Source organism: Nocardioides eburneus, from assembly GCF_040838215.1.
GTDB classification, from domain to species: Bacteria; Actinomycetota; Actinomycetes; order Propionibacteriales; family Nocardioidaceae; genus Nocardioides; species Nocardioides eburneus.
On the sequence record NZ_JBFPJR010000015.1, the window covers coordinates 60,714 to 79,114 of the forward strand.

The 18,401-nt window shown below is 72.0% G+C and carries 21 protein-coding genes, 1 tRNA gene and 1 pseudogene; 10 read left to right on the top strand and 13 right to left on the bottom strand.

Features of this window, described 5'->3' with window-relative positions:
- Positions 1-19: 19 nt before the first annotated feature.
- The 6 genes from sepX to AB3X52_RS10475 form a co-directional block, all read right to left on the bottom strand.
- Positions 20-895 carry a divisome protein SepX/GlpR gene (gene sepX / locus AB3X52_RS10450; RefSeq protein ID WP_367993978.1) on the bottom strand — a complete coding sequence of 292 codons (876 nt, stop codon included), beginning with the start codon at positions 893-895 and terminating at the stop codon, positions 20-22.
- A 92-nt stretch (positions 896-987) separates the two neighbouring features.
- Entirely contained in the window at positions 988-1,548 is a 561-nt protein-coding gene (locus tag AB3X52_RS10455) for a GNAT family N-acetyltransferase (protein WP_367993980.1), read from the bottom strand.
- A 46-nt stretch (positions 1,549-1,594) separates the two neighbouring features.
- Positions 1,595-2,101, bottom strand: coding sequence for a MogA/MoaB family molybdenum cofactor biosynthesis protein (locus AB3X52_RS10460; protein ID WP_367993982.1), 507 nt, complete (start codon positions 2,099-2,101; stop codon positions 1,595-1,597).
- A gap of 65 nt (positions 2,102-2,166) precedes the next feature.
- Positions 2,167-2,658 (bottom strand): cyclic pyranopterin monophosphate synthase MoaC, encoded by a 492-nt coding sequence (gene moaC / locus AB3X52_RS10465; protein WP_367993984.1) that lies wholly within the window; start codon positions 2,656-2,658, stop codon positions 2,167-2,169.
- Entirely contained in the window at positions 2,658-3,878 is a 1,221-nt protein-coding gene (gene glp / locus AB3X52_RS10470) for a molybdotransferase-like divisome protein Glp (RefSeq protein ID WP_437440547.1), read from the bottom strand. The genes moaC and glp overlap by 1 nt, the downstream gene beginning before the upstream one ends.
- A gap of 49 nt (positions 3,879-3,927) precedes the next feature.
- Positions 3,928-5,322, bottom strand: a complete 1,395-nt coding sequence (locus tag AB3X52_RS10475; protein WP_367993988.1) for a UTP--glucose-1-phosphate uridylyltransferase — start codon at positions 5,320-5,322, stop codon at positions 3,928-3,930.
- A 23-nt stretch (positions 5,323-5,345) separates the two neighbouring features.
- Between AB3X52_RS10475 and AB3X52_RS10480 the strand changes: the two genes are divergently transcribed.
- The 4 genes from AB3X52_RS10480 to AB3X52_RS10495 all read left to right on the top strand — a co-directional run bounded on the left by AB3X52_RS10480 (position 5,346) and on the right by AB3X52_RS10495 (position 7,423).
- Entirely contained in the window at positions 5,346-5,948 is a 603-nt protein-coding gene (locus AB3X52_RS10480; protein WP_367993990.1) for a 5-formyltetrahydrofolate cyclo-ligase, read from the top strand.
- Positions 5,949-6,007: 59 nt separating this feature from the next.
- Positions 6,008-6,271, top strand: coding sequence for an FmdB family zinc ribbon protein (locus AB3X52_RS10485; RefSeq protein WP_367993992.1), 264 nt, complete (start codon positions 6,008-6,010; stop codon positions 6,269-6,271).
- A 75-nt stretch (positions 6,272-6,346) separates the two neighbouring features.
- Positions 6,347-6,988 carry an SAF domain-containing protein gene (locus AB3X52_RS10490; RefSeq protein ID WP_367993994.1) on the top strand — a complete coding sequence of 214 codons (642 nt, stop codon included), beginning with the start codon at positions 6,347-6,349 and terminating at the stop codon, positions 6,986-6,988.
- Between the two features lie 66 nt (positions 6,989-7,054).
- The gene (locus tag AB3X52_RS10495; protein WP_367993996.1) at positions 7,055-7,423 is read left to right on the top strand and encodes an MscL family protein; all 369 of its coding nucleotides are present in this window, start codon (positions 7,055-7,057) and stop codon (positions 7,421-7,423) included.
- Between the two features lie 27 nt (positions 7,424-7,450).
- On the opposite strand, the gene AB3X52_RS10500 is transcribed toward AB3X52_RS10495, so the two are convergent.
- Both AB3X52_RS10500 and AB3X52_RS10505 read right to left on the bottom strand, forming a co-directional pair.
- Positions 7,451-7,699, bottom strand: a complete 249-nt coding sequence (locus tag AB3X52_RS10500; RefSeq protein ID WP_367993998.1) for a hypothetical protein — start codon at positions 7,697-7,699, stop codon at positions 7,451-7,453.
- Positions 7,696-8,958 (bottom strand): LCP family protein, encoded by a 1,263-nt coding sequence (locus tag AB3X52_RS10505; RefSeq protein WP_367994000.1) that lies wholly within the window; start codon positions 8,956-8,958, stop codon positions 7,696-7,698. Before AB3X52_RS10505 ends, AB3X52_RS10500 begins: the two co-directional genes overlap by 4 nt.
- A 226-nt stretch (positions 8,959-9,184) precedes the next feature.
- Between AB3X52_RS10505 and AB3X52_RS10510 the strand changes: the two genes are divergently transcribed.
- Positions 9,185-9,260: transfer RNA gene (locus tag AB3X52_RS10510), tRNA-Arg, on the top strand.
- 169 nt (positions 9,261-9,429) lie between these two features.
- Entirely contained in the window at positions 9,430-10,323 is an 894-nt protein-coding gene (locus AB3X52_RS10515; RefSeq protein WP_367994002.1) for an SGNH/GDSL hydrolase family protein, read from the top strand.
- A 22-nt stretch (positions 10,324-10,345) separates the two neighbouring features.
- On the opposite strand, the gene AB3X52_RS10520 is transcribed toward AB3X52_RS10515, so the two are convergent.
- The 4 genes and pseudogenes from AB3X52_RS10520 to AB3X52_RS10535 form a co-directional block, all read right to left on the bottom strand.
- Positions 10,346-10,534, bottom strand: coding sequence for a hypothetical protein (locus tag AB3X52_RS10520; protein ID WP_367994004.1), 189 nt, complete (start codon positions 10,532-10,534; stop codon positions 10,346-10,348).
- The gene (locus tag AB3X52_RS10525; protein ID WP_367994006.1) at positions 10,531-11,520 is read right to left on the bottom strand and encodes a TIGR03557 family F420-dependent LLM class oxidoreductase; all 990 of its coding nucleotides are present in this window, start codon (positions 11,518-11,520) and stop codon (positions 10,531-10,533) included. Before AB3X52_RS10525 ends, AB3X52_RS10520 begins: the two co-directional genes overlap by 4 nt.
- A gap of 21 nt (positions 11,521-11,541) precedes the next feature.
- A pseudogene (locus tag AB3X52_RS10530) lies at positions 11,542-11,733 on the bottom strand (DUF3099 domain-containing protein); the annotation flags it as partial.
- Between the two features lie 57 nt (positions 11,734-11,790).
- On the bottom strand, positions 11,791-12,996 hold the full coding sequence (locus AB3X52_RS10535) for a saccharopine dehydrogenase family protein (RefSeq protein ID WP_367994008.1): 1,206 nt from the start codon (positions 12,994-12,996) through the stop codon (positions 11,791-11,793).
- A 72-nt stretch (positions 12,997-13,068) separates the two neighbouring features.
- Between AB3X52_RS10535 and AB3X52_RS10540 the strand changes: the two genes are divergently transcribed.
- Both AB3X52_RS10540 and AB3X52_RS10545 read left to right on the top strand, forming a co-directional pair.
- On the top strand, positions 13,069-13,803 hold the full coding sequence (locus tag AB3X52_RS10540; RefSeq protein WP_367994010.1) for a response regulator: 735 nt from the start codon (positions 13,069-13,071) through the stop codon (positions 13,801-13,803).
- A gap of 52 nt (positions 13,804-13,855) precedes the next feature.
- Positions 13,856-14,662: a glycerophosphodiester phosphodiesterase gene (locus tag AB3X52_RS10545; protein WP_367994012.1), complete on the top strand. Its 807-nt coding sequence runs from the start codon at positions 13,856-13,858 to the stop codon at positions 14,660-14,662.
- 107 nt (positions 14,663-14,769) lie between these two features.
- Here AB3X52_RS10545 and AB3X52_RS10550 read toward each other — a convergent pair whose 3' ends face one another.
- Positions 14,770-15,669, bottom strand: coding sequence for a sensor histidine kinase (locus AB3X52_RS10550; protein ID WP_367994014.1), 900 nt, complete (start codon positions 15,667-15,669; stop codon positions 14,770-14,772).
- A gap of 153 nt (positions 15,670-15,822) precedes the next feature.
- Here AB3X52_RS10550 and AB3X52_RS10555 point away from each other — a divergent pair, with 153 nt between their 5' ends.
- Both AB3X52_RS10555 and AB3X52_RS10560 read left to right on the top strand, forming a co-directional pair.
- Positions 15,823-16,347, top strand: coding sequence for a SigE family RNA polymerase sigma factor (locus AB3X52_RS10555; protein ID WP_367994016.1), 525 nt, complete (start codon positions 15,823-15,825; stop codon positions 16,345-16,347).
- Positions 16,344-18,341: a beta-propeller domain-containing protein gene (locus tag AB3X52_RS10560; RefSeq protein ID WP_367994018.1), complete on the top strand. Its 1,998-nt coding sequence runs from the start codon at positions 16,344-16,346 to the stop codon at positions 18,339-18,341. The genes AB3X52_RS10555 and AB3X52_RS10560 overlap by 4 nt, the downstream gene beginning before the upstream one ends.
- Positions 18,342-18,401 lie beyond the last annotated feature (60 nt).

Consider the following 18,401-nt stretch of genomic DNA (forward strand, 5'->3'; position numbering starts at 1 on the left):
CACCGCCCCGCGGACGAGGTCACGAACCCGCAGCGCGACGGCGTTCGCGTGCGGCCTGCGCGGCCTTGGCCTCGCGCTCGGACTCCTCGGCCTCGCGGGCGAGCGCGGAGTCGGAGGCCTTGCGGCCCGAGCTCCAGACACCGGTGGAGTCGAGGTCGATGGTGCGGACCGTACGGCGCGGTGCCGCCGGCTTGGAGACGTACGTCGGAAGCGGCGCCTCGACCGGGTCCCAACGGCCGTGCGAGGTGTCGGCCGCGGCCGGCTCCTCGACGTCCGCCGTGGCGGGCTCGGCCTGCGCCGCGGGCTCCTCCTCGTGGACGGCGACGATCTCACCCGTCTCGTCGTCGATCTCGACCGCGACGGGGACGGGGCCGGAGGCGGCGCGCGGAACCCGCCTGGTGACGACGGCGCGCTCCTTCTTGACCATGAGGCGGCAGGCAGTCAGCCAGGCAGCGAGCAGCACGGTGGGAGCGGCGAGCCAGAGCCGGTCGAGCACACCGGTGATCACCAGCGCCGCGACGCCGGCGAGCACGAGCAGCAGCACCGAGAGGACGTTGCGACGACGCTTGGTGGCCCGCTTGGCGGCAGCCCGCCGAGCGCGCACCTGCGCCGGCGTGAGACGCACCGGCACCTCGTCGTACTCGACGTCGGCGGCCTTCTCGACGTCACCGGACGCAACCGTCTGGCCGGCCTGGCGACCCGGGCGGCGGACGAGGCCGGTGCCCTTGCCCGAGCCGTCCGACGCCTCGCGACGCGCGAGGACCCGCATCGACCTGGAGAAGGTGGACACGGCGCGGCTCCGGAGGCTCTCGTCATGATGCTCGAGCGCCTTCGGGATGAGATAGACGGCCCACGCCACGATGAGGGCGACGAAGATCAGTGAGCTCGGGTCCACGCATGGAAGCCTAGGAGCGTGGACGTGGACCGCCGGGCAAGAACCTAGGTGTGTCGCAAGACAACTTCTGTGACTGGAGTGATTTCGCTCGTTCAGCGCCCCAGTCGAGCGACCATCCCCTCCGGACACTCCTCGACCGTGATCGCGAAGATCCGGTGATCGCGCCAGGCGCCGTCGATGTGGAGGAAGCGCGGGGCATAGCCGATCTCGTTGATCCCGAGCTTCTCGACGACCCGGAGCGAGTTGGAGTTCTCCGGACGGATGCAGATCTCGACCCGATGCAGGCCGGCGGTCGTGAAGCAGTGGTCGATCACCATCGCGACCGCCAGCGGGGTGATGCCCCGGCCGGCGTACTTCTGGTCGATCCAATAGCCGATCGAGGCGAACTGCGCCGACCCACGGACGATGTTGTTGACGGTCACCTGGCCGGCGAACCGCCCCACCCCGTCGTCGAGCACCTCGATCGCGAAGGGGTAGGTGAGGCCGGCGCGGGCCTGGCGGCGCAACCGGCGGACGAGGACGGGGAAGCTGCTCGGTCGCGCCGTGACCCCGGGCGGGACGGTCGCGTCCCACGGGTGCAGCCAGGCCGCCGAGCGACGCCGGGCTTCAGCCCAGGCATGGGCATCCGTGCGCGTCAGAGGTCGGACGGTCACGTCACCGTGCGTGAGGACCGCGGGCCAGCCCGGGCTCATCGACGGCTCACCGGTGATCGCTCCCGACCGACTGCTCCACCGCGTGCGGCAGGATCGGGCGCAGGACCTCGATCGCATCCTTCACCCCGCCACGCGACCCGGGCAGGTTGACGACGACGCACGCTCTCACAAGCCCGGCGAGACCTCGCGACAGCGTGGCCGTCGGCACACCCTTGGCGACGCCGGCGGCTCGGACGGCCTCGGCGATGCCGGGGATCTCGCGGTCGAGCAGCGGGCGCGTCACCTCGGGGGTGAGGTCGGTGGGCGTGAGGCCCGTGCCCCCGGTCGTGAGGACGACGCGGGCGCCCTCGTCCACGGCCGCTGCGATGGCGGCGCCGACGGGGTCGCCGTCGGGGACGACGATCGGCGGCTCGGCCGCGAAGCCGAGCTCCTCGAGGAAGGCGACGAGCAGCGGTCCGGTCGCGTCCTCATAGACACCCGCCGCCGCGCGGTTGGACGCCACCACGACGACGCCCTTGAGCCGTCCGCCCGATGATCGGATCGGGCGATTCATCGGGGTCTCCGATCGATCGTCGGGCGGAGGAGCGAAGGAGGAGGCCGAGAATCGATCGCGGCGTTTCATCGGTGCTCCCGCGTCCAGTCGCCCGACTTGCCGCCCGACTTGGCCTCGACGCGGACGTCGCTGATGACCGCGCCCTTGTCGACCGCCTTCACCATGTCGACGACGGTGAGCGCGGCGACGGAGACGGCGGTGAGCGCCTCCATCTCGACGCCGGTGCGGTCCGTGGTCTTCACGGTGGCGCTGATCTCCACTGCGCCACCGTCCGCGAGGTCGACGACGGCGAGGTCGAGGGTCACGCCCGAGATCGCCAGCGGGTGGCACAGCGGGATGAGCTCGGGGGTCCGCTTGGCGCCCATGATCCCGGCGATCCGCGCGACCGCGAGCGCGTCGCCCTTCGGGACGCCCTCGCCGCGGAGGAGCGCGACCACCTCGGCCGAGACCAGCACCCGTCCGGAGGCGGTCGCGACGCGGGCGGTGACCTCCTTGCCGGAGACGTCGACCATCCGTGCGGCACCCGTCTCGTCGACGTGCGTGAGCCGGTCGGCCATCAGAACTCCCGGTCCAGGACGAGTACGTCGACCTCCGACCCGGCCGCGAGCGCCGTCGTCTCCTCGGGGATGACGAGCAGGCAGTTGGCCGAGGCCAGGTCACCGATGAGATGGGACCCGGGGCCACCGACCGGCGAGACGGTGGCGTGGGTGCCGTCGGGACGGAACTGGACGTCACCGCGGAGGAACTGGCGTCGCCCCGCCGGCGAGCGGACGTCGTGGGTCAGCTTGGCGGTCACCGCCGGCCGCATCTCCGGGGTCTTCCCCATCAGGCGCCGCAGCGCCGGGAGCACGAAGTTCTCGAACGAGACGAACGACGAGACCGGGTTGCCGGGCAGGCAGAAGATCGGGATCCGCTCCTCGCCGACCCGGCCGAAGCCCTGTGGCTTCCCGGGCTGCATCGAGATTCCGCCGAACCACACGCCGAGGGGCGACAGTGCCTCCTTCACGACGTCGTAGTCCCCCATGGAGACGCCGCCGGAGGTGATGACGAGGTCCGCACGGACCAGTTGGTCGTCGAGCGCGGTGAGGAACTCCCGCGGGGAGTCCGGGACGATGCCCACGCGGTAGGCGATGGCACCGGCCTGGCGTACGGCGGCTGCGAGCAGGAACGAGTTGCCGTCGTAGATCGAGTCGTGCCCCAACGGGGTGCCGGGCTCACGCAGCTCGGACCCCGTCGAGAGGATGACCACCCGCGGACGGGGCCGCGACACGACGTGAGAGCGCCCGACCGAGGCCAGCAGGCCGAGGTGGCGGGGACCGAGCACGGTCCCCCGCGCGACGACCGGGTCGCCCACGGCGACGTCCTCGCCGGCGTACCGGACGTGCTGGCCCTCCTCGGGACGCTCGCTGATGACCACCTGGGCCACGCCCCGGTCGGTCCACTCGTAGGGCACGACGGCGTCGGCACCCGACGGTAGCGGCGCTCCGGTCATGATCTTGGCCGCCGTGCCGGCCGGCAGCGCGAGGAGGCTGGCCTGTCCGGCGCCGATCTCACCGACCACCGGCAGCCGCACGGGCGCGTCCTTCGAGGCTTCGGCCACGTCCGCGTATCGGACCGCGTAGCCGTCCATCGCGGAGTTGTCGAAGCCCGGCAGCGCGACCTCGGCGTGGACGTCCTCGGCGCAGGCCAGGCCGAGGCACTCCATGAGCGGCTGCGGCGAGGCCGTCATGGGCTCGATGTCGGCGAGGATGCGCTCGCGGAACTCGTCGGGGCTGATGGTCACCGGCCAGAGCCTACGACGGCCGCCACCGCCCCGACGCGGGGGCTCACCGGGACGCGGACGAGCCGTCGGCGAGCACCGCGTCGGGCGAGACCCGCTCGGCGCCGTCCGCCTCCAGCTCGACGTCGCCGATCACCTGGACGCCGTGACCGAAGGTCCAGTCGCCGGCGACGCGCAGCGACGAGGCCTTGCGCAGCGACGGAGCGCCCTCGGGGAACCGCTTGTCGAACTCCCCGACCAGCTTGTAGTAGTCGCTGTCGAGGTCGATGAAGGGGATGTCGGCCGCGACCTGGTCGAGGACGAAGTCGCTCCCGATCTCGTAGACGTCCGAGCGCAGGACGAGCAGGTCGTTGGTCGTCTTGACCGGGACGAACCGCTCACGGCCCACCTCGATCAGCGCCGCACCCTCGAAGACCTCGACGGCCGCCCCCATGGCGGTCTCGATCTGGATGACCTTCGGCGTGGAGGGGTCGCCGGGGTCCACGGTCTTCTCGTTGCGGATGAGCGGGAGGCCGAGGATGCCGTCGCGGGCGTCGAGGGCGTCCTTCATCGCCTGCAGGTCGAACCAGATGTTGTTGGTCGAGCAGTAGCGGTGGCGGCTGAGGTCCTGGAGCGCCTCCTGGTCCTCGGGCGGCGTCTGCGCGGTCTCGCGCAGGATGATCCGCCCGTCGGCCTTGCGGGTCGCGAAGTGGCCGCCCTTGCGGTCCGAGGGCGTACGCCGCACCGCCTCGATCGCGAACGGGGCGCCGCTCGCCGCGAACCACCCGGCGACACGCTCGTCGGGCACTGCGCCGAGGTTGTCGGAGTTGGACACGAAGACGTAGCGGTAGCCCTGCTCGATGAGGGTGTCGAGCAGGCCCGTGCCGCGCAGCGCGGTGTAGATGTCGCCGTGGCCCGGCGGACACCACTCCAGGGAGGGCTCCTTCGGCCACGTCACTGGCGAGAGGTCGGCGGCCAGCAGCCGCGGCTCCATGTTCTGGCGGAACTCCAGCGGCAGCCCCTCGACCGGCAGGTCGGTGTAGCGCGCGAGCGCGTCGAGGGTGTCGCCCGAGGTGCGGAACGAGTTCATGAACAGGAGCGGCAGCGCGACGTCGTACTTCTGACGCAGGTGGAGGACCTGGCGCGCGATCACGTCGAGGAAGCTCAGGCCGCCGCGGACGCACAGGAGCGACTTCGCGCGGTCCATGCCCATCGAGGTCCCGAGGCCGCCGTTGAGCTTGATGACGGCCGTGGCGCCGATGGCGGCGTGTGCCTCGCCCTCGGACACCTCGACGTCCTGGATGGACGGGATGTCCACGGGGTCGATCGTCGACTCCGGGATCATTCCGGTCTCACCGCGTTCAAGCTGCCGGTAGTAGTGGGCGAAGGTCTGTACGGCGACCTCGTCCACGCCGGCGTCGCGCATCTTCGCGACCGCCTTGGTCAAGCCTGGGCTACCCATGCTGTCGATCGTAGGCTGAGTGCGTGGCGGATCCACAAACACCTGGGGTTCCTCCCCCCACCTCAGCAGCCAAGACGGCCGTTCGTGACCAGCTCGTCACCGCCCGCAACCGTCGCACCCTCGCCGAGATCGGCGAGACGGCCCGGGCTCTGGCCGACGTCCTGGCCGCAGCCCCCGAGCTCCGGCGGGCGGCGACGGTCGCGGCGTACGTCTCGATCGGCAGCGAGCCCGGCACCGGGCCGCTCCTCGATCGGCTCCGGGCCACTGGGAAGCGGGTGCTCCTGCCCTGCCTGCTGCCCGACAACGATCTCGACTGGGCGGCGTACGACGGCCGGCTGGTCTCCGCGCGCCGCGGGCTGCTCGAGCCGGCGGGCGAGCGGCTCGGCGTCGACGCCGTCGCCACCGCCGACGTCGTCCTGGTCCCCGGACTGGCCGTCGACCACGCCGGTCACCGGCTCGGCCGCGGCGGCGGCTCCTACGACCGCGCGCTCGCCCGGGTGCCGGTCGGCACGTTCACCTGCCTCCTCCTCTATCCCGAGGAGGTCGGCGTGCCGGTGCCCGTCGAGCCGCACGACCGTCGGGTGAGCGCTGCCGCGACTGCGCAGGGAATCGTCACGCTCCGCTGAGCGTTCGTTAGGATTGGCAGTCGCACCCGACGAGTGCCAGTCAGACCCTGAGGAGACCCGTGCCCACCTATCAGTACGCCTGCACCGAGTGCGGCCACGCCTTCGAGCAGTTCCAGAGTTTCAGCGAGGAGTCCCTGACCGTCTGCCCCGAGTGCCAGGGCAAGCTCCGCAAGGTCTTCAGCGCCGCCGGAGTCGTCTTCAAGGGATCCGGCTTCTACCGCACGGACAGCCGCTCGTCGTCGTCCTCGTCGTCCTCCTCGTCCTCGTCGAGCAGCAGCTCGACGACCGCGACCGCCACGGCGAGCTCGTCGAGCAGCGACTGACCCACGCGGTGCCCGGAACCCCGGGGCTGTGGAGAGCCGGACGCACGACCGCGTGATCCGGCCTACCGTCGTGACGTGCTCCCACGTCTCGGCTCCCTTCTCCGGCGCGTGCGCCGCCGGTTGCTCGCGCACCGCCGCCTGCTCGCCTTCCTGCTGACCGCCTCGGCCGTCGCCGTCGGCCTCCACGCGGCCCGACCGACGCCACCGGCGACGGTCGCGCTCACGGTCACGGCCCGTGACCTCCCCGCGGGTACGACGCTCGCACCCGCCGACCTGACGACCGTGCGCGTGCCGCCCGGCACCGCGCCCGCGGGCGCCCTCGCCCATCCCGTCGGGGCGACGCTCGCCGCGCCGCTGCGACGCGGCGAGGCGGTCACCGACCTCCGGCTCGTGGGCCCCCGCCTCGCCGAGGGACATCCCGGTCTCGTCGCCGTACCTCTCCGGTTCCCGGACGCCGGGATGGCCGGGCTGCTCCACGTCGGCGACGCGATCGACCTCTACGTCACCGACCCGACCGACGGCCACACCTCGCCCGTCGCCACGGACGTGCTCGTGCTGGCCCTCCCCGCCGACGACGCTGCCGAGGCCACATCCACCGGCCAAACCCGCGTCACGAACACGCTCGGCGGCCGTTTAGTAGTCGTCGGAGTCCCCGCCTCCAGCGTGGAGACCGCGACGTCCGCCGGTGTCGGAGGGGTTCTCACCTTCGCGTTCTGACACTAAGGTCGTGGCGCTCTCGGGGGTCTCCCACTACCTCACACGAGTCAGGAGATAAACAGACACATGAGCGGCTTCAAGAAGTTCCTTCTCCAGGGCGACCTGGTCTCGCTCGCCGTAGCGGTCGTCATCGGCGGCGCCTTCGCGACCGTCGTCGGCGCCTTCGTCACGATCATCATGGACATCGTCGGCAAGGCCGGCGGCCTGCAGAACGGTTTCGCCAACTGGATCCCGGGCGGGGTCCACGTCGGCGCCTTCATCATCGCCGTGATCACCTTCGTGATCATCGCCGCGGTCGTCTACTTCCTGGTCGTGGTGCCCTATACCAAGGCCAAGGAGCGCTTCTTCCCGAGCCCCGAGCCGGGCCCGGCCGAGGTGGACTACCTCAAGGAGATCCGCGACCTGCTCGCGGCCCAGCAGGGCAAGACGCTCTGACCCGGCGCGACCTCGACAGGTGCCGTCTCACCCTCCGTGGTGGGGCGGCACCTGCGATTTCAGCCAGGCGTCGCTCGCCGACTCCCCTCCGTCGCGCGACCTCGAGTCAGCATCACGCTCGTCGCGGGTGGTGTCGGGGAGTACGTCGCCGAAGATCCGCGCCAGGCGCTGCCGGCGCTTCCACTCCGGTTCTGCGGGCCTGCGCGCCGGGCGACCGTCGTGCGCCGGGCGATCCGCCGCCGGGCCGCCGGTCACCGGCTCCTCGGACGACGTCATGCGCACAGACCGGCCTGCTCGAGAGCAGCCTTCTGCTGCTCGTCCTGCGGGGTGCTCGGGCTCTCGCCGTCGACACCCTTGCTCGGCGACGAGCTCGGAGTCTCGCTGGGCGTGTCGCTCGACGTACCGCCGTCCTTCGCCTTGTCGCCCTGCGACGACTTGGCTCCCGGGACGCTGCTGGCGTCGATCGCACCCTCGGTGAGGTGCTTGGTGAGCGGCTTGTCCAGCCGGAGCCGATTCCACACCCGCTTCGCCTCCGGCAGCCAGACGACGCGGTTCGGGTTCTCGGGGTCGTACTCCCACGGGATCGTGATGAACTGGATCTTGTCGAGCCCGATGTCCTTGAAGCCGTAGGCGATCTCGGCCATCTTCTTCAGGTTCCCCATGCCCTTGTCGATCGAGAGTCCCTTGGTCGCAGCGTCGAGGAACTTCACGATCTTCACCGGGTTGGCGAGGGTGTTCGAGGAGAGCACCTGAGCCGCCATCGAGCCGATGAACGCCTGCTGGCGCTTGACCCGGCCGATGTCGGAGCCGTCGCCGATGCCGTGCCGGATGCGGACGTACTTCAACGCCTGGTCGCCCGAGATGCGACGGGTCCCCGCCGGGAGATAGATGCCGTGCGCACGGTCGTCCCAGGTCTGCGGAATGCAGACCTCGACGCCGCCGATCGCGTCGACCATGGACTTGAAGCTGGCGAAGTCCACGACGACGAAGTGGTCGACCCGGATGCCGGTCAAGTGCTCGAGCTGGGCGATCGTGCACGCCGGACCGCCGACGGAGTAGGCGGCGTTCCACATCTGGTCGTCCGCCGCCGGGATGACCTCGCCGTCCTTGCCCTTGCACTCCGGCCGGTCGACGATCGAGTCCCGCGGGATGCTGACGCCGTACGCGTGCTTCCGGTCCGCGGAGAGGTGGAGCAGGATCGTGGTGTCCGATCCGCCCGCTCCCGCCTCGTTGTCGATCTTGCAGCCGGCGCAGTCGCGGGTGTCGTCGCCCATGACGAGGATGTTGAGCGGCTCGTGGGGGCCCTCGACCGCGAGCTTGTCCGGACGGTCGCCGAGGATGTCGCCGTTGACGTCGAGGACGGTGAGGTTCCCGTTGAGGTGGCGGTACAGGTAGACCGTGCCCAAGCCCGTCAGGAGGACGAGCGCCAGGAGCGTCGACCCGAGCACCTTCCAGATGGTGTGCTTGCGCGGCGGCTGCGCCCGGCGCTTCCCGCCGCTCGCGGGCGGAGCGGCGGAGTCGAGGTGGCGGCTCACCGGAGGGTCACCGGGGCGGCATCGCCCTTCCGGGTCAGCGAACCCGTCTGCGTGTCCCGAGCGGGCAGGGGCAGAGCGGGCGGGCGCATGGATCACCGTCACTTCGCGTCAGAGGGAATGGGGCCGTCGACGCTGACAGACCTTACGTGTGACGCTCAAGTGTGACCGCCACCAGCGGATAACCCCAAACCACGGGCACGAGGGCGTCGTGAAAGGATGGAGGCGCGCCCCAGTAGCTCAGTGGATAGAGCAGCCGCCTCCTAAGCGAAAGGTCGCCAGTTCGACTCTGGCCTGGGGCACCACCACGAACAGAGCAGCCGACTCCCCCGACGGCGAAAGGCCCGCCAGTTCGACTCCGGCCTGGGGCACCACCACGAACAGAGCAGCCGACTCCCCTCCCACAGCTTCACGCGGGGGCTGTCACTCACGGTCGAACGCCGCTAGATTCGGATCGACTGTGAAGGAGGTCACATGTCTTCTCGGGTCTCGCTCCGCCTGGCGGCGGCCGCCACCGCGGTTCTCTCGTTCTTCCTCACCGGCTCGCTGACCGGCCCCACGGACCCGGCAGCGGCGGACCGGCCGACGTCACCGGCCAGCTGGGCCGGCGCGCAGTACGTCGCTCTGGGCGACTCCTACACAGCGGCGCCCTTCGTGCCGACGCTCGACGTGGCCGGTGGCTGCTACCGCTCCACCCAGAACTACCCGGCGCTGGTCGCGCGCGCCCTCGGGGCCGACCTGACCGACCGCAGCTGCAGCGGCGCGCAGACCAAGGACATGACCGTCAGCCAGCTGCCCGGCATCGCGCCCCAGTTCGATGCCCTATCCGCGGACACCGACCTCGTGACGGTGAGCATCGGCGGCAACGACTTCTCCGTCTTCGGGACGCTCGTGTCCTACTGCCCGACGCTGCGCGCCTCCGACCCGACGGGCGCTCCCTGTCGGGACGCGATGCGCCAGGGCGGGCGCGACGCGCTGCTCGCCGATGTCGCGCAGACCTCCGTGCGGGTCGCGACGGTCGTCCGCGAGGTGCACCGGCTCGCGCCGTACGCCCGCGTGCTCGTCGTCGGATATCCCCAGATCGGTCCGCGGCACGGCACCTGCCCCGACCTGCTGCCGCTGGCCGACGGTGACTACCGCTATGCCAACCAGGTCGCCGAGCGGCTCGACCAAGCGCTCCGCCACGCGGCGGCGGTGACGAGGTCGTCGTACGTCGATGTCTGGGGCCCCTCGAAGGGCCACGACATCTGCTCGGCCGACCCGTGGATCAACGGCCAGTACACCGACCCCTCGCGGGCGCAGAGCTACCACCCGTTCGCCGAGGAGCAGCAGGCTGTCGCCGGGCTCGTTCTCGACACGCTGCACTGATCACGAGGTTGACCGGCCCGCCTCACTCTCGCGGCTCGTGCAGGTCGCCGTCGCCGTGGGGGTGGAGGCGGTCGGTGTCGTTCTCCACCTTGCGGCCCACGCGCCGGTCCATGAACGCCGCCCAGATCTGGACGCCGCCGGCGAGGATCGCGAGCACGATGAAGGCCCCGAAGATCCAGATCCACCAGGTGCTCACCCAGACGCTCGTCATGCTTTCGTCCCTTCGCTCGTCGTCGCCTCGCTCCGCACGGCGGGGAGGACGTCCTTGCCGAAGCTCTCGATCATGTCGCGGTAGTGCGGGCCGATCGCCGCGACGTACACCTCCTCGAACCCGGCCTCCAGGTAGGGCCGGAATGACGCGATGTGGCGATCCAGGTCGGGTCCACAGACCAGGCTCTCGCGGGTCATCTCGGGCGTGACCAGCTGCGCGGCCTGTTCGAAGTGGCGCGGCGTCGGCAGCACCTGGGCGAGCTCGCCCGGCAGCCCCGACGTGCCCCACAGCCGGTGGGCGTGCTCGACACCCTCCTCCTCCGTCGGCGCGTACGCCGCCTTGAAGCCCGCGCAGGCGGGCTTGCCGCCGGAGGCCTGACGGAACGTCGCGAGCAGGTCGGTGTCCGGTGAGGTCGTGACGTAGCCGTCGCCGATCTCTCCCGCGAGGCGTGTCGCCGCCGGGCCGAACCCCGAGACCCATACCTCCGGGCGCTGCTCGGGAAGGGTGTAGATGCGGGCGTTGTCGACGGTGTAATGCCGGCCGTCGTGGTCGACGACCTCTCCCGTCCACAACCGCCGCATGACGTCCACCGCCTCGCGCAGCATGTCGAGGCGTACGTCGGCACGCGGCCACGCGTCACCGTGGATGTGCTCGTTGAGCGCCTCCCCGCTGCCCACGCCGAGCCGGAACCGGCCCTCGTGCATGACCGACGCCGTCGCCGCGGCCTGCGCGGTCACGACGGGGCTGATCCGCATCGTGGGGCAGGTGACCGCGGTCATGACCGGGAGCCGGCACACCTGCGAGAGCGCGCCGATCACGGACCAGACGAAGGCGCTCTGACCCTGTGCGTCGTTCCACGGGTGGAAGTGGTCACTGATCCACAGCGCCTCGAACCCCGCCTCCTCGGCGAGGACGGCCTGCTCCAGGAGCTGGTCCGGGGCGTACTCCTCCGTCGAGAGGAAGTAGCCGATCGTCGGTGCGCTCATGTCGGGTGCAGTACCCGTGCGCTATCCGCCCATGCGACCGCGGTTGGCGATGATCACCGCCACGGGCGGCAGCAACGCCGCCACCACCGACATCCCGACCGCGGCCGGGACGGAGAAGAGTCGGACGACGTTCCAGGCCAGCACGATGAGGACGACGCAGGTCCCCATGATCCAGAAGTACGCCGCCTTCTGTCGGTCCCTCATGGCGACCCGGTACCCGGGGCGGCGGTCAGGACACGGTCCGTCCGCCCGCGGGAGGCCGCAGCCGCGTCACGACACGACCTCGAAGCGGATCCCGGCCGCGACGAGCCTGCGGAGCAGGTTCTCCCCCATCGCCTGGGCGGTGGTGACGGACCCCGCGGTCGGAGGGTTGTCGTCGAGGGCCAGGCACAGCGCCGACTCCGCCAGCATCCGGGAGGTCTCGGTGTAGCCCGGGTCCCCGCCGGAGACCCGGGTGTGGATGGTCCGGCCGTCGCCCTCGCCGACGAAGTCGACGGTGAACCAGGAGCCGTCGCGGCGACCCGCGCCCGGTCCTGCACCCTGCGGGAGTCGGCGACCGAGCCACTCCCGGACCGGCCCGACCTGCGCCCCGAGCGCCAGCGCCCCGACCCCGGCGATCCCGCCGGCGGCGTACCGCAGGGTCCTCGTGCCGGCGTAGTGCGAGTAGCGGAACTCCGGCCCGTACGCCGCGAGCGCCGCCCCGCTCCGCGCGACGATCTGCGGATCGATCGTCGGGAGCGGCACGAGCCAGTAGCCGAGCTCGGGGTCGCGGTGCGGCCGGCCGGCGACGGCCCGCGACGACCGCGGCTCGCCGGGTACGCCGGCGGGCCGCTCCCGCTCGATCCGACGGCGCGCGGCGGCGGCCGCGCGCAACTGCCGCGGCCGGGAGAGCTGGCCGAGCGCGGAGTGGAACGTGCCCCCGGAGAGGCCCGCCTTGGCCCGTACGACGCCGCGCAGCGTGACCGGACCGACCGCCGCCAACTGGTGGACGGTGTAGAAGGCGCCGAGGTCGTGCGGCACCGAGTCGAAGCCGCAGGCGTGGACGATCCGGGCGCCGGTGGCGCGCGCGACCGCGTCGTAGCGGACGTACATCGTGTCGACGAACTCCGGCTCACCGGTGAGGTCGACGTAGTCGGTCCCGGCCTCGGCGCAGGCCGCGACGACCGGCTCGCCATGGGTCAGGTAGGGACCGACGGTCGAGACCAGGACGCGGGTGCGCCCGGCGAGGGCCGCAAGGGAGCCGGACCGGTCCGCGTCGGTGACGTCCGCGGTCACCAGCGCCAGGTCGGCCAGGCCGGGCCTGTCCGGCACGGCGGCGACCAGGCGGTCGCGCACCGCCGCCAGCTTCTCGGGGTCGCGTCCGGCGATCCCCCAGCGGAGCCCGTCGGGAGCATGCCGGGCGAGGTAGTCGGCGGTCAGTCCGCCCGTGAAGCCGGTGGCTCCGAGCAGGACCAGGTCGAGATCGCGGTCGGTCATGGGTCGCACTGTGACACATCCCGCCTCGGACGAGTTCTGCGGTTCTGTTCCCATCGAGGGCCGCTGACCCCCATGATCGTTCCTGTGGGGAGGGGTCTGCCGATCCGGGTGTTCCTGCTGGACGATCACGACATCGTCCGGCTGGGTGTGCGTACCCTGCTCGAGCTCTCCGGCGACATCGAGGTCGTCGGCGAGGCGCGGACCGCCACCGAGGCGGCCGAGCGGATCCTCGACCTCCGGCCCGACGTCTGCGTCCTGGACGCGCGGCTGCCCGACGGCTCGGGGATCGAGGTCTGTCGTGACGTGCGGGCCGTGGACGACCGGATCCAGTGCCTCATCCTCACCAGCTATGACGAGGACGAGGCGATGGCGGCGGCGATCCTCGCCGGTGCCGCGGGCTACGTGCTGAAGCAGATCGAGAGCCACAGCCTGGTCTCCGGCATCCGCCTCGTCGCCAGCGGCCACACCCTCATCGACCCCGAGGCGGCCGCCCGCGTCGTGCAGGAGGTCCAGTTCCGGCGTACGGCGGCCGACGTGCTGCGCGACCTGACGCCCCAGCAGGCCCGGATCCTCTTCCTCATCGCCGAGGGGCTCACCAACAAGCAGATCGCCGACCGGCTCTTCCTCGCCGAGAAGACGGTGAAGAACCACGTCACCGGACTGCTCGCCAAGCTCGGCGTCAGCCACCGGACCCAGGCGGCCCTGCTGGCGCTCCGACTGCGGGAGAGCCCCGGCGTACCCGCGCCGCGGCGTGCCACCGGCGGCTCACGGCGCGAAGCACCGATTTCTCCTCAGCGGCCCCGATGAGCTCTCATGTGTTCTGCCGAGCCGTGGAGCGCTCGGTGACGAGGAGAGACTGATGCAGCCGCGCGCCCTGCTGTCGGCCCACCGAGGGGCCGCTGCTCAGCTGGGGTTGCGCGACAACTCCTGGGAGTCGCTGGAGGCCGCTGTCGCGCTGCCGGTCGACTACGTCGAGTTCGACGTGCACCGCACCGCGGACGGAGAGTTCCTCCTCCACCATCTTTCCCACCTGCGTGACGCCGAGGGCCGCCAGCGGCCCATCGCCACCCATGCTGCGGCCGAGCTCGACGCGCTCGCCGGCCACCGCCTGGTGCGCTATGAGGAGGCGCTCGGCCTCCTGCGCGCCCACGGCAAGAAGGCCCACATCGACTTCAAGTTCGCCTCCCCCTGGCCGCTGAACCTGCCGCCCTGGGTCTCCTATGAGGAGGAGGCCGCGGAGATCGCGCTGCGGGTCATGACGGAACCCGAGTCGTTCATCCTCACCAGCCTCGTCGACGAGTCGGTCCGGCTGCTCCGCGACTGGGCCGACCTGCGCGCGCCCGGCACTCTCGTCGGCCTGTCGCTCGGTCTCGGCGAGTGGCGGCTCGGCCTGGTGCAGCAGGTCCGGCTCCGGGCGTCGGAGCTGTTCCCGGCCCGACGCCTCGAGCGCTGCCGCGCGAATCTCGTCGTCGTCCAGCACCAGCTCGCCGACCTGCGTGTGCTGCGGTGGGCTGCGCGCAAGAAGCTCCCGGTCCTCGTCTGGACCGTCGACAAGCCGCGCAAGCTGCGCCGGTTCATGGACGACCAGCGGGTGTGGATGGTGACCAGCAACCACCCCGGTCGCGCCGCCGTCGACGAGGACGTCCTGGACGAGGCCGTCGCCTGACCCGGCAGCGCTTCGCTTCGCCGCGCCACGTGCCGGCGTCGCCGTGCCGGTCCCGGCGGAGTCAGCCCGGCGTGAGCGGATCAGCCGGGTGAGCGGATCAGCCGGGATCAGCGGATCGGCACGATCCAGGACAAGCGCGTGCCGACGGGACCGACCGAGACGAGCCGGAGGACACCACCGAGCCGTTCGGCACGAGCGCGCAGCTCCCCGGCCCCCGCGGTGCTGCGCCGGGCCCCGTCATCGGTGACGGTCAGCAGCAGCCACCGCCCGGAGGTGTCGACCTCGACCGAGACGCTGCGCGCACCGGGATGCCGCCCCAGGCCGGCAAGCGCCTCGCCCAGCGCCGAGAGCAGCTCGGCGCGGAGCCCTACGGGCAGCAGCGCGACCGCGCCGGAGAGCCGCAGCTGGGGCGCGAAGCCCAGCGCGGCGGTGCCCTGCTCGACGATCTCGCGCGCCGCCTGGTCAAGCTCTCTGAGCGCGTCCGCGACGCGCGCGCGTTCGCGGGCGACCTGGCCGGCGGCGTACGCCTCCCGAGCGCGGCCGTGGCGGATGGCCGTGCCAGCGGCGCCGAGGAGTACGCCGACGCGCTGGGTGTCGTAGCCCGCGAACGGCCGCGCGCGGCCACCGAGGTGGAGCGTCGCGAAGAGGCGGCCGTCGACCTGGAGCGGGAGCGACAGCGAGTGGCCGTGCTCGAGCTGGGCGGGATCACCGTGGGTCACCACGGCGCCGACATCACCGTCGTCGTCGGTCATCCCGAGCATCGCGTGCTCGGCGCCGGTGATCGCGCAACTGAGCTCGACCGTCCGGCGCAGGACCTCCTCGACGTCGAGGTCCTCGCCGATGGCGCGAACGGCGAGCGCCAGCAGCGTCGACTCGCCGCCCCGACGGCCCGGCCGGACCAGGGTGTCGTCGACCGCGAAGCGCTGCTCCCCCGGCCCACGGCGGGTGGCAGGGTCGGGCGCACCCACGTCCTCTGCGCGGTGACGTCCCCGAGCAACTCCCTGCACGCGGGGGATTCTAGGTCGTGTCCGTGTCGGCACCATCTCCGCCGGCGGCCGTCTGGGGCTGCCGGCGGGACGGCGTCAGAAAATCGGCACCGCACGGAACCTGCGGCGGCTCCCGCGCCGTCATATCGTCGGCAGGCCGGACCGGGAGGCTGGGTGGACGAGAAGGCAGAGTCGGCGTACACCGCGTACGTCGCGGAGCGCTGGCGCGACCTCGTGCGCGCCGCGGTGTTCCTCGGCGCCGGCGCACACGAGGCCGAGGACGTCGCGCAGCAGACGCTGGTGCGCTGCTATGCGGACTGGACCCGGGTCAGCGGCGCCGACAACCGCGACGCCTACGTCTACCGGATGCTGCTCAACTGCCTCCGCGACGTACGCCGCACGCGCTGGTGGCGCGGTCGCATCGACCACGACCCCGCCGCGCCGGACAGCCCGGTCAGCGCCGTCGCCGACGCGACCGAGGCGCTCGCCGTGGCCGACGCCGTCCACCGCGCCCTCGACGGACTGACGAAGCCGAACCGCGAGGTGGTGGTGCTCCGCTATTTCGTGCAGCTCACCGAGGCCCAGACCGCGGCGGTGCTTGGCATCGCCCCCGGGACCGTGAAGAGCCGGCTCTCCCGCTCGCTCGCGCGGCTCGCCACCGACCAGCACCTCCTCGACCTCTCCGGGCGGACACCGTGACCGATCTCGAACGTCTCTGGGACGACCTTCCCACCCCACCGGCTCCGGTGGCCGACATCCTCCGCGAGGGACGCCGGCAGACCGTCGTACGCCGTCGGCGGCGGCTCCTACGTCCGCTCGTCGCCACCGGCACGGTCGCCGCCGTCGGGGCCGCCTTCGTGACCGGCATCCTGGTCGGCGGCGGCTCCACGCCGGGACGCCCGGAGGCGCCGGGGGGGCAGGCGCCGCGGCCGGTCGCATTCCAGGCCGACCTGCCCCCCGCGCAGTCCTGCACGCAGCTCAGGGCGGCCTACGTCGACCGCGCCCTCGGTCATGTCACCGCCTGGGGTTGGGCGGACGAGAGCGGCGAGGCGCTCGCGAAGGACTTCTCTCCCCTGGCGAGCGCCAAGGTCAGGACGCCGGCGCACACCCCGTTGGAGACCTCCCGCCAGACCGCGAGCGCGACCGGCACCAACGTGCAGGAGGAGGCGGTCGACGAGCCCGACACGGTGAAGACCGACGGCACGACGCTGGTGCGGCTGCGTGACGACGAGCTGCTCGTCTACGACGTGAGCGGGCCGCGCGTCCACCGGCTCGGTCAGGTCGCCCTCCCCGGGCTCGAGGACGGCGAGCTGCTCCTCACCGGTGACACCGTCGTCGCGCTCGGAACGGACGCGACCGCCCCCCGCTCTCCGGCCGGCTACGGCGCCCGCCGCGGCACCCGCGTCCTGACCGTCTCGCTCGCCGACCGCGCGACGCCGACGATCACCAATGACGTCAGCTACACCGCTCGGCTCATGTCGGCGCGCCAGCACGGCAGCACCGTCCGGCTCGTGCTCTCCGCCGGGCTCCCCGACCTCGGCTTCATGCGGCCCACCAACAAGCGCACGCAGAAGCAGGCGCTCGCCATCAACCGCCGCCTGGTCCGCAACGCCCCCGTGACCGCCTGGCTGCCGACGTACGACGCCGGGGCGGGCGCCCACCGGCTGCTCGACTGCCGTGACGTGGCGATCCCGCCGGACAGGCTCGGGCTCGACACCGTCAGCGTCGTCGGCTTCGACGCCGCGACGCCGACCGAGCCGCAGGCGATCGGCCTCGCCGGCGCCACGAACGTCGCCTACGAGTCCGTCGACGACCTCTACCTCGCCGCCTCGCCGACGGCGTCCCCCGGATTCGTGACGCAGGCGTGGTGTCCGGCCTGCCTCGGCGACACGATCGCCCCGACCGGCGGCACGACGTACGTCTTCGACTTCGCCCTCGACGGCGTCCGCGCCACCCACGTCGCCTCCGGCGAGGTCGAGGGCACCCTCGCCGACCGGTGGTCGATGGACTCCGCCGACGGGGTGCTCCGGGTCGCCCTCGGGCGCTCCAGCGAGACCGGGAACTTCAACGCCGTCGTCACCCTCCGGCGGCACGGCACGCGCCTCGTGCCCCTCGGCCGGATCGGCCATCTTGGCGTCGGCGAGGACATCGCGTCCGTCCGCTGGTTCGACGACCTCGCCATCCTGACGACGTACCGCCAGGTCGACCCGCTCTACGTCGTCGACCTGCGCGACCTGCGCCGGCCGCGGCTGGTCTCCAGCCTGAAGATCCCGGGCTTCTCCGCCTACCTCCACCCGCTCGGCGGCTGGCGCATGATCGGCGTGGGCAGCGGTCCCGACGGCCGCGGCCGCTGGTCACCGCAGATCGGCCTCTTCAACGTCCGCGACCTGACCCACGTCCGGCGGATGGACGTCGCTCACTTCGCCCCGGGCGCCACCGCGCTCGCGGCCGAGGACGCGCGCTCGTTCACCTGGCTCCCCGACCACCGCACCGTCCTCACGGTCGTCCAGCACGGCCGCAAGGGCTACCTCGTCACGCTGTGGCTCCATCACGGCCGCTTCCACACGAGCCGCACGCTGGTGGAGTACGGCGACGACGTGGCGGCCGTGCGCACGATCGGCACCGCCGACGGCCGAGTCCTGCTGGTGACGGGCGAGAGCGTCCGCTTCTTCGACCTGCCACCGCATCCCTGACCTAGGGAACCACTGATCGATCCCGCCTGCTGCGCGCCGCGATGCGGCACAGCGACGTAC

Excerpts from the sequence above, each read along its gene's own strand:
- AB3X52_RS10500 (WP_367993998.1), bottom strand. The coding sequence starts at position 7,699 with ATGACGTCGTCCGAGGAGCCGGTGACCGGCGGCCCGGCGGCGGATCGC.
- moaC (WP_367993984.1), bottom strand. The coding sequence starts at position 2,658 with ATGGCCGACCGGCTCACGCACGTCGACGAGACGGGTGCCGCACGGATG.
- AB3X52_RS10545 (WP_367994012.1), top strand. The coding sequence starts at position 13,856 with ATGCAGCCGCGCGCCCTGCTGTCGGCCCACCGAGGGGCCGCTGCTCAG.
- AB3X52_RS10495 (WP_367993996.1), top strand. The coding sequence starts at position 7,055 with ATGAGCGGCTTCAAGAAGTTCCTTCTCCAGGGCGACCTGGTCTCGCTC.
- AB3X52_RS10520 (WP_367994004.1), bottom strand. The coding sequence starts at position 10,534 with ATGACGAGCGTCTGGGTGAGCACCTGGTGGATCTGGATCTTCGGGGCC.
- AB3X52_RS10535 (WP_367994008.1), bottom strand. The coding sequence starts at position 12,996 with ATGACCGACCGCGATCTCGACCTGGTCCTGCTCGGAGCCACCGGCTTC.
- AB3X52_RS10525 (WP_367994006.1), bottom strand. The coding sequence starts at position 11,520 with ATGAGCGCACCGACGATCGGCTACTTCCTCTCGACGGAGGAGTACGCC.
- AB3X52_RS10515 (WP_367994002.1), top strand. The coding sequence starts at position 9,430 with ATGTCTTCTCGGGTCTCGCTCCGCCTGGCGGCGGCCGCCACCGCGGTT.
- AB3X52_RS10475 (WP_367993988.1), bottom strand. The coding sequence starts at position 5,322 with ATGGGTAGCCCAGGCTTGACCAAGGCGGTCGCGAAGATGCGCGACGCC.
- AB3X52_RS10460 (WP_367993982.1), bottom strand. The coding sequence starts at position 2,101 with ATGAATCGCCCGATCCGATCATCGGGCGGACGGCTCAAGGGCGTCGTC.
- AB3X52_RS10540 (WP_367994010.1), top strand. The coding sequence starts at position 13,069 with ATGATCGTTCCTGTGGGGAGGGGTCTGCCGATCCGGGTGTTCCTGCTG.